At 50.5% G+C, this 10,008-nt stretch carries 8 protein-coding genes; 1 reads left to right on the forward strand and 7 read right to left on the reverse strand.

The genetic code is table 11. The features are described from left to right. Nucleotides 1-273 (forward strand): T9SS type A sorting domain-containing protein (locus tag GF404_00290; protein MBD3380609.1); only part of this gene is annotated, 273 nt, incomplete at its 5' end. A 48-nt stretch (nucleotides 274-321) separates the two neighbouring features. Here the strand turns inward: GF404_00290 and GF404_00295 are convergent. The 7 genes from GF404_00295 to GF404_00325 all read right to left on the reverse strand — a co-directional run. Further along, nucleotides 322-579: a hypothetical protein gene (locus GF404_00295; protein MBD3380610.1), complete on the reverse strand. Its 258-nt coding sequence runs from the start codon at nucleotides 577-579 to the stop codon at nucleotides 322-324. Nucleotides 580-832: 253 nt separating this feature from the next. Continuing rightward, entirely contained in the window at nucleotides 833-4,405 is a 3,573-nt protein-coding gene (locus GF404_00300; GenBank protein ID MBD3380611.1) for a T9SS type A sorting domain-containing protein, read from the reverse strand. Nucleotides 4,406-4,422: 17 nt separating this feature from the next. Next, nucleotides 4,423-5,244, reverse strand: coding sequence for a hypothetical protein (locus GF404_00305; GenBank protein MBD3380612.1), 822 nt, complete (start codon nucleotides 5,242-5,244; stop codon nucleotides 4,423-4,425). Between the two features lies 1 nt (nucleotide 5,245). Next, nucleotides 5,246-6,385 (reverse strand): hypothetical protein, encoded by a 1,140-nt coding sequence (locus tag GF404_00310; GenBank protein MBD3380613.1) that lies wholly within the window; start codon nucleotides 6,383-6,385, stop codon nucleotides 5,246-5,248. A 1-nt stretch (nucleotide 6,386) separates the two neighbouring features. Continuing rightward, entirely contained in the window at nucleotides 6,387-7,694 is a 1,308-nt protein-coding gene (locus GF404_00315; protein ID MBD3380614.1) for a tetratricopeptide repeat protein, read from the reverse strand. 10 nt (nucleotides 7,695-7,704) lie between these two features. After that, nucleotides 7,705-8,730: a hypothetical protein gene (locus GF404_00320; GenBank protein MBD3380615.1), complete on the reverse strand. Its 1,026-nt coding sequence runs from the start codon at nucleotides 8,728-8,730 to the stop codon at nucleotides 7,705-7,707. A gap of 111 nt (nucleotides 8,731-8,841) precedes the next feature. Continuing rightward, nucleotides 8,842-10,008: protein kinase (locus GF404_00325; protein ID MBD3380616.1), on the reverse strand; the 1,167-nt coding region annotated here is incomplete at its 5' end.

A 10,008-nucleotide genomic window follows, 5' to 3' on the forward strand; every position in this document is an offset into this window, starting at 1 on the left:
TACACGCTCGAACAGAACTACCCGAACCCATTTAACGGCGAGACGGTGATCAGCTTTTCGCTCGATCAACCGGCAGACATCAACATCACCGTCTACAATCTGCTCGGACAGCAGGTCACACAGTTAGCTGACGGCCGTTATGAGCCAGGGAATCACGCGGTACATTGGGACGGACTAAACGCGGGCGGGCATCCGGTTTCTACCGGCGTGTACTTTTACATTTTGAGGACTGCAGAATCCTCCGAAAGCAGAAAAATGCTTCTGCTCAAGTAGCACCATTCAGTGCCGAAAAGTCGCGTTGTGCAGGCGCATAGGGTACGATTACTTACGGTACTGACCGTTGTGGTTGTCTCGATTGAACCCATTGCTGTAATTGTTATTGTAGGCATAACGCCTGTTCTGCGACCTCCTGCGATCCTCTCGCTGTTGCTGTCGCTTCTCTTTTTTGAGCTTCATGTAACAGCTTTTACAGCGTTTTGGCTCCTCGGTGATCCCTCTCTCGAGAAAATACTCCTGCGCGGATACAGTAAAGACAAATTCTTCATTGCAATCCACACAGATGAGGATCTTGTCATCCAGAGGCCTTTCTTCCATGCATCCCCCCATCCTTGGGATTAAAGGACCTTCTAACCAGTTTGTAAGTTCTATATGTTTATATACTTAGCCAAAAGCACGCAGTAACTCAATACCGTAACACAAGAACTGCAGAATACAACTTATGTATACGAATATTACCGACTGTTTGTCAAGTTTTATTTGAAAAACCTGGCAATAAACGTAAAGTGTTACTTAAAAAGTTACCGCTCTTCTCTTATCAATTAAGCAGACGTGACTAACGGATCAGTATCATTTTCTTGACCTGACTGAATTCCCGAGCGCTCATGCGATAGAAATACACCCCCGAGGGTACCGGGTTCCCCCTCGCGTTCGAACCGTCCCAGCTGACCGAATGAATGCCCTTTGCGAGATGCTCATCCAGAAGCAGTTTGACTGTCTGCCCGAGTACATTGTAGACCTCGAGATGAACATGGCATTCAACCGGAATGCTGAAATTGATCGTCGTCGTCGGATTGAACGGGTTGGGAAAATTACTGCCCAGGTAAAAACTTTCAGGTCCCGCAGGCATGGAGACATAATCCGAAAGTATATCCCGAATCTTTTTCCCTTCCTCACCCATCACGTCGACATCGACGGAGTGATAAATCGCGCTGAACTGCTCGGACGCCCCTTTTAACTCTTCCGTGGTAAACATTATCGGACTGCCGGCCACTTCATGCGTCAGTCCCCAGTTTGAACCGATCACGATCAGATCGTCCATATCTATAATACCATTGCCATCACAATCGGCATAGGTAGCCCGCGATGGCACCCAGATTTGCGAGGGTTGTTTGCTCCAGATACCGGACAGGCCACGCGCCGGGCCATCGAAATCCCAGTAAACACCCAGCGGTATGACATCCATCTCGTTGACGATACCATCGTTGTTGGTGTCGCCCGGATATACCGCAAAACCCGTGGTGAACCCGAATATATAATCATCGCCGGGCGAGCCCTCGCCCTGGCCGTCACCGTTGGCATCGAGACTGTTGCCGGCCAGATCGACCACATTTCCGGAAACGACCACGGTAATCGAATCCCCTACCGGGAAATCATTTTGAGGTCTGAATGTCAGAGAGTTGTCAATTTCATTGTAAATAACTGAGCCATCGATCGCTTCACCGTTTTTAAAACTTGTAGCGTTTATGCTGTTATCATCGATTGCCGAACCCAGTAGCGGTTCCGAGAAATACACTATCGCGTCGCGTGTCACAGGATGTTGCACAAAACCATTGGCCGGCCTGGTCGAATCGACAACCGGCGGTGTTCGTTCAAGAATACCATGGCCATTCAGGATGATGCTGTATTCTGGAACAGCCGGATCATTGGAAACCACCGACAACAACGTCGAGTACTCTCCCGTATCGGGAGGTGTAAAGGAAACCGTGAAATCCCTGCTGTTGCCGATAATTATATTCGTGGTCTGCTCAAAATTCGTGCTGAACTCCTCTGATGAGGGCTCCAGGTCGAATATTCTGAGCGTAAATGTATCCGGGAATTCGAGCGTATTTTCCAGCGTCAGGATCATCTCCTTGGTGCTGTCTTCCGGCACTTCCCCGAAATCAAGAACACCCGGGCTGATACTGATTATCTGCTCCGGATCTGCTGTAACGGTAAATACGAGGGTATCTTTATAGAATGATCCCCCGCCTGTCGCGACGACTTCGATATCGTATTCTCCGGCCGGGACAGTCCGATCCAGGATAACATCCAGATACAGGCTGTCATACAGAACTGCCTGTGTCTGGCTGAAATTCGTTTTGATAGTACCCTGTCCCGGAGTATTGCGTATTCCCGCAGACAGGCTGACCGTCTTGTCATATTCACCAAACAGTGAATCGAGGACTATAAAGTAGCGGTATGAATAGCGGCTGCTGTCCATACCGTATTGCTCGAGTTCAAAACCGTAGACGGTGATCAGGTCCTCCATGAGCAGTGTATCTGGCCGTTCACATTGGTTGGAAGTCACCAGGCGCACATCGTACTGCCCCGGAAACAGGAAGCGATGCTGGAGGTTCTGGTCAGTATAGGTCTCCGCAATACCGGAAATCGTCCATTCCCACTCTATTGGATCGTTCAAACTCAGATCGGTGAAATTAACCAGCAGCGGCACCGAGCCATAAGTCGTATCGACAGTAAAATCAGCTGTGACATCGGGTACGATCTCGATATAATTCTCTTTCAGTATAGTGTCGACACCGCATGCATTCGTGGCGATCAGCCTGACGTTAAACACATCGCTCGAGTCATAGACATGAACCGGCTTCATCTCGCTCGAGGTGGTACCGTCGCCGAAATCCCACAGGTACTCATCGACAGGAGCAGTGATGTCGGGCACGAATTCGACTTCGAAGGGTATGCAACCGGCTTTATCGGCAACATTGAAATCGGCCGCCGGCGCATCGATAATTTCGACAAAATTCGGTTTCGTAATCACAACCGTAGTGCAGGCTGTGGCCATATTCAAGCTGACCGTGAAGATTCCACCGCCCTCGTAAATATGGTTGACGTTTACCTGATCCTTGACCCGGCTGCCATCACCAAAATTCCACCACAATGAATCATAAAAACCCTGCAGGCCGGTTGCCGAGAAAAGAACCTCCGTACCGACACAACCGCTTGAATCACCCTGGATCACGAAATCACCTGAAAGCGAACAGTCGATATATTCATCCGGACCTATATCCGCAATCATACCGGATACTCGCGGCTCATCGTCAAAATCGAGATCCATCAGCAGAGGAAGGTTTGCCCGTCCCCTGTTGATCAGCCCGGAATTGTCGGTCAGGTGGAAATCACCGCCCTGGATATCGACCACCATCGGGTCATACGAGTAGACCGTTCCGCTCGCCGGACAGGTCGGACATCCGGTATTCGGATAATTGGCGTAATAGTTGCTGTTGCCATAATTAGTCCACACTTCTGATCCACTGTAAACCGCCAACTCGGTATTGTGAGTAAAGGCATTGTTATAAACGTACGGATTGGAATTGAATGCTATAGTGATCGCGGCCCCGTTGACCGGAGTTGAGTTGGCATAGAAAAAGTTGTTGTAGACATACGTATCACTGTGGCCGATATACAAAGCCCCGGTGTTGGCCGAAGTATTGTGCATAAAGACATTGTTCTGGATCACGATCTCCAACTGCGCGGTGTCATTCCCCTGCACCATAACACCACCGCATTCACCATAGAACTCATCGACCACGAAATTGCTGTCAAAGAAATTGTTATAGATGCGGGCATTGGAGTTGTACAGATAAATCGCGCCGGCGGTCAGATCCGAACTGCAATGCCAGAACAGGCAGTCGTGGATCGTTACCGACGAGTTATAACTGTTGATCGCCCCGCCGCTGCATTCATCGCCTCCGCTTTCCCTGAACTCGCACTTTGAAATCTTTAATATGCTGTTGTCAACATCAATTGTTGAACAGCTCTGTCCCTCCAGGGTAAAACCCTCGAGCGTGGCCGTATCCGTCACATTATTGAAGTAGAAACTGTAACTGCTCGCGCCATTGGTCTGGATAATCGTATTGGCAGGACCCTGCTGACTGCGAATAAACAGGTTCAGCCCGACATTCGCGGAACCCTGGTAAACCCCCGGCAAAGCTGTAATCGTATCGCCGTTGATAGCGAACTGTAAGGCATAGGCAATAGTCTCATAGGGAAATGACTGCGAACCATCGCCGGTTATATCGCTTCCGGTTTGAGCGGAAACGAAAATCTCCACGGCCATAAGCTCAGAACCCGCGCACAGCAGGCAGAGAACAGCCACGGTAATGAATAAAAATCTTAATGGTGTTTTCATTAGCAACTACTCTATATTTATTTTCCTCCTGGTGATCCGGAAACCACCACATTGCCATTTTCGATCACAAGATTGCTAAAATTCGGAATATTAAAACCGCTGGCTGTTCTCAATGCGACTGTCTGCGTATTAATTTCCAGAACAGTTTCACCCTCAGCGACAGGATCGAACAGTATGGTAGCCAGAAGCCCCGAACCTTCAACCTGGGCGGAACCGCGTTTGTTTGTCATGCCGACGGCGACATGATCCCTCTCGAACTTGCTCAGCGTCATCAAATCATCACCCAGGAAATCGTGGTATTCGATATCATAGGGGGCGATGATGCTGGAATCGTAGTTTATCCTGAATGCGACCCCGAACAGGTCCTCCACATTATATACGTAAATCTGAAAGCTGTTGACTAAGTCTGAATTGGGATCGACCCTCTGATATACTGGATCGACCTTTATCATCAAAACCTGAGGCTCCATCCTGATTTCAATCGTCACTTCCTCGCCCAGGCCGACATCGACTGTTTCCTCTCCGGAATACAACAGCAGGCCATCCGCGTCATAAGCGTCCAAACGTATCGTGCGATCACGACCGGGCTTGATTTCCAGTTCGAGATCAACTTTGCCGTTGACGAGTTCAACCTCCTGCGTTTCAGATCCGAGATCCTCAGCCGAGACAGTCATCTCCACACGGTCAACTTTAGTCTGGCTCTCATTAAAATAATCAAGGACAGAAGCAACCCTGACCGTCATAAGAAAGTCCGGTTCAGTCGTTGAACTGCAACCCGATAAAAACATCGCAAAAGCGAGCAGGCTGATCAACCAGTATTTAACCGACATATATTTCATGTTAGAATACCGCCCTTACGCCCACCGCGATTTCGTAGCCGTTTAAATCCAAAAGATCGTCGTTTGCAGCGCCAGTCAGGTACTTGAATTCTCCATAGGTGCTGAAGATATCCGTCAGCAGAGCGGAACCGCCGGCGCCTATTCCAAAATAGTTCGATGACCCGAAGAAGCGCTCATGGTCTTCTTCATAGCCATTGGATGCCACGTTGGTATATTCCACGAGGGCAAACAAAGTTAAAACCCCGGTCATCCGGAAAGCCGAGCGACCGTAGAATAAAAGCTCGTTACCGTGAGTCTTCTCGGGTTCCGTCTGGAGATCACCCAAAATCAATCGGTCATGCTTGCCACGCATCAGGTAACGGATTCCGGCATGGGAGACTGATTTTTCGAGGACATACCCGAGCCTGAAATTGATCTCGAACATACTGCCGTCCTTGAAGACATCTTCGCCGTCGAGCTGATCCGTAGCGTACATATTCAAACGCATCGACAAGCGGGCATTGACAGCTCCTCTTTCAACTGCGCCGAACGCACCCAGTCGGAATTGATCGCCGGGCTTGTAATCATCAGCACCGTTTAAAGGCTCATAGGATCCTTTATAGGTGTACCCCGCACCTGCTCCCAGGGTATAAATATCGAATTTCTCGGCATAGCCGAGTTCAAGATTGACCCCGAAGCCCTCGCCGTAATTTCTGATCGGCATATTCAAAAACGATTCTGTCAACAGGTTGGCGACACCGATCTCATCCTCATCGAGAGCTTTCCTGCCGGTTGGAAGATTCAGTCCGGCTCCCAGCATCAGGCGGTCATCCATCAAGGAACGGTAAACCACGATCCGGGTATCATTGAGACCGCTCAGGCTGTTGTTCGGACCTCCGGGGTCATCGAGGCTGGTACCCGCAGTCGAGGAGGACAACATCATCTCCCAGTTATCCGCCAGGGGCACATAAGCTGAAACCGGTACCACCCACTGGCTGAGGGTACTCTCCACACCGGCGGAATCGGTGATTTTCCAGCTCTGGTAAATCACTTCTGCACGGGCCGAGGGTGGCTGTCCGAAGATTATCTGTGCCGATGCCGATGTCGATATCAGGACCAGCAAAATAACTGCTGTTAACGATGTCTTAATAACTCTTTTCATCTCATTCATCCAGTGTTCCGATTACGCGGACAGTTCCGGTTCCCACCACCGGTGGCGTGTAGGGCGGATCTTCTTCCTCTTCGCTTCGATCGGGTATATAGCCGATCGTCTCCTGGAGCTGTTTCAATCCTTTACCGGTGCCATCCGAGCTTCGATTGGTCGTCGTTTCTGTCACAACTGCCTGTTCCAGCGCTCCGGTGGAGATTACCGAACCGTCATAGCTGGATAGCCCTTCGACTTCATTTTTAGCAAGGGCCGCCATAGAAAAACCGGGATCTTCCGCGAGAGCATTTTCAAACTGTGCTTCAGCCAGGGCATACATCCCCTGGTCAGCATACTCCAGTCCCAGGCTGTACGACAGAAATGCCAAAAAAGATTCTGTCGGAGGTTCCATCAACTGCGCGCTTTGATCCTCGGAAATCGGGTAACCGAGTGAAGCGGCTATATTTTTAGTGAGATTCTTTTGCAGTGTAAAGAACTGGTCCAAATCGCCTTCGACACCTTCGGGATACTCGACAAAGCCATCCCTGACCTCGATAATACCCGACTCGAGCATGATGTCATCATCATCCTGTTGCATCACCTCGCCGGCGATGACTTTGGAGGCGCCCATCAGACGACCTGCCCGCGGAGCTTTGGATTTATCGAAATATTCAGACTGCGACATCTCGAGTTCCTTCAAGATCGCGTCCAGCATCACCCGTTCGACCAGAGTCAAGTCAGTATAGTTTTTCAGGTCCACCACCAGCATCTCGGTCAGCCCGCGCGCCAGGGGTTTGTATCGGTCAGGCAGATTGCCCGGCCTGAAGCCGAGAACTGCCACGCTGTTGGAAGGAATCTCCTCGGTGTCGATTTCCTTTTCCGAGGCGACCACCTGCTCGACATTGGCTTGCACAGCCTGGTCGGTCAGGTATTTTATTCGATGACGGATCTTCTGTGATATTTCCGAATCCGAATCCACCTTCAGATAGGCACGGTAAAGATCAGCGGCCTGCAAAAGTTTATCCAGACGCTCATAGGCCATCCCCAGATACAAGACCGTCAGACCATCACCGGAATCGAGCGCGCGAGCCTGGCTCAACGCGTCAACCGCGTCGGCATATTGCTGGTTGCGATAATAGGCAATCCCCAGCTTCTGCCACAGGGGGGCTTTCTCCGGGTTTTCAGCCAGGGCTTCCCGGAAGATGACGATCGCATCGGAATAATTACCGGCCTCGAGCTCGCGACTGCCACGGTTGAATTTACCGCTGGAGCAGGCGATACTCAATGCGATTGATAATGTAAGGAGAAGCAGTAACGTTTTTTTCAATAAACCGCCTTTACCCTTTCATGGCCATAGGTTCGAGCCTGTTTTTCTTGCGAGCCGCCTCGGCATAGTTGGGTGCCAGCTCGAGGGCCCTGGAAAACTCGGCATAGGCCGCCTTGTATTCCTTCTTGTCCTGCAGTGCCAGCCCCAGAGAATAATGATACAATGCCTCGTAACGGTTATCCTTGCCTTCATTTATCTTTTTCTTGGTATCCTTGTCGACATCGACATTGAGCTCACCCAGAACTTTCAGCACAAGTTCCTTCTGGAGCTCGAAGATATCATCCGGGTCGCCTGTGACCTCGGCCGCCTTGAGGATTTCCGAAGTCTCGACAGAGACCAGGCGTCCAAATATCTTCATATCGTTTTTACTGATTTTCATGAAACTGCCCATCAGCAAAGTCTGGGCACCGACCAGTTTGCCCATTTTGACAGCTGTGCTCTTGTCCACCAGGTCCGACTGTTGCAGTTCGAGCTCATCCACGATGAAGTTGATCTTGTCGCGATCGACCACCTTGAGCTTATCGGATTTTGAAATATCCTGGATCATCATCGAGGCCAGCCCGACCGAAAGCGGATCGAGATCACGCTGATCCTCGCTGATCGAGGCGTTGTCGAACGGCAGGATGGCTATGGTCGTTTTGCCCATAACCGATGGCCGGAGTGAATCCGGCAGATCGCGTTCGACCGAATACCAGATACTCATCATCTGCGGTGGATACTCGTCCGGATTGAGTTCGACAGCCGGATCGAGTTTGGCCAGACGTTCCAGGTAAGCCCGGGTTGCCTTGTCCTGCCCGCGGTTGGCCTCACAGCGTGCCAGCACCATCAGCGCATGTTTCTCCTGCTCCGGTTTGAGCTCGCTTTCAGCTAAAAGTGAAGAAGTCAGAATCACCGCGTCCTCGAACTGCCCGCGCCAGTACAGGTCGTCCGCTTTTGATATCTGCGCATCGACATCGCCCGACTGAGCACTTACTATACCTGTAAATAAAATGATGAATGTAGCTGTTATCAGATAAATTCTATTTTCCGTGAGCATCGACCACCCTCCTGGATATGATATCTCTTCTGTTCAAAAAGATGATTGTCAAAAGAAAAAGCAAGTTAAAATTTAGTATTTATAATTATAACGCTTTCGGACTGAATAGGTTTATCTTTTTCTGAGCTTAAAATTCAGCTCCTGATCACTTCCGGCAGACACATTGACAATCTTGTAGCCACCGACAGTCTGGTAGCCATCTTTTGTAACCGCAACCTTGTGAGGCCCGGCGGTCAAATCGAAAGCAAAGGGAGTACCCTGATCTCTTTTGACCTCATCGATATAAATATAGCCCCACTGGCGTGCGGGTCCGCCAATGAACGTGGATGAAATCCGCACCTTCCCGGAAGGTGCCTGAAAATCGTAATTGCGAGACTTGATCTGTTCACCCACAGTCACCGTATCGAAGAAACGGCCATGTTGCGGGTGTACCAGAAGCAACGTGTACCGTCCCGGCTCGAGAGTATCGAGCCGAACCGGAACATCGGAATAATTCACCCTGACACCGTTGAGAAAAAGTTTTGCGGTCTGACCTACATCATGGGGTGAGAAAAACACCTCCAGTTTGCCCGTATGTTGAGGCTGACTGGCCTGTTCACGAGTATCATCTTCATCCTGCCCCGACGGCAAAGCGCCATCATCATCTTCAGCCTGTCCGCCATCCGCAAGATCCTGATCCTGGTCGGACACCGGCTGACTGGCAACGGTGTCTTCAAGCGGGGTTTCGGCACCGCTCCCGGTAAGCTCCTCGCCCCCCTCGCGACCGCCGATTTGAATGCCGACGAAAACAATCACCGCAAATACAAACACGGCCAGAATTAAAAGAATCGGCCTGGGCAGTTTCTGGGGTTTGGGCTGATCGAATGTCGTTTTGATATCTTTCTGATCACGCTCGGATTTGTCCTTCGTCTTCGATGTTCTGGAGCGCAGTGGATGCCCAGCCAATGTCGGGTCATCATCACCTCCGATACCGGATTTCTTCTGGAATTCAGCCAGCGCCATCGACATCTCCTTGGCCGAAGCATAACGCGCTTCGGGATCCTTCTCGAGCGACTTCATCAAGACGGCTTCCATATCGGGTGGGATATCAGTTCGTTTCTCACTCGGTTTGGGCGGAGTTTTTTCCAGATGAGCCTGCATCAGCATAAAATCGGAGTCTTCCTCGAACGGCACCGCGCCGGTCAGCATCTGGTACATGGTCACGCCCAGCGAATACAGGTCGGAGCGAAAGTCGATTTTTTTTCCGCGGATCTGTTCGGGCGACATGTACGGCAAAGA

The sequence above is a fragment of the Candidatus Zixiibacteriota bacterium genome (assembly GCA_014728145.1).
Classification (GTDB): Bacteria; Zixibacteria; MSB-5A5; order JAABVY01; family JAABVY01; genus WJMC01.

Coding starts and splice junctions, on each gene's coding strand:
- GF404_00300 (MBD3380611.1), bottom strand. CDS start 4,405: ATGAAAACACCATTAAGATTTTTATTCATTACCGTGGCTGTTCTCTGC.
- GF404_00305 (MBD3380612.1), bottom strand. CDS start 5,244: ATGAAATATATGTCGGTTAAATACTGGTTGATCAGCCTGCTCGCTTTT.
- GF404_00310 (MBD3380613.1), bottom strand. CDS start 6,385: ATGAAAAGAGTTATTAAGACATCGTTAACAGCAGTTATTTTGCTGGTC.
- GF404_00320 (MBD3380615.1), bottom strand. CDS start 8,730: ATGCTCACGGAAAATAGAATTTATCTGATAACAGCTACATTCATCATT.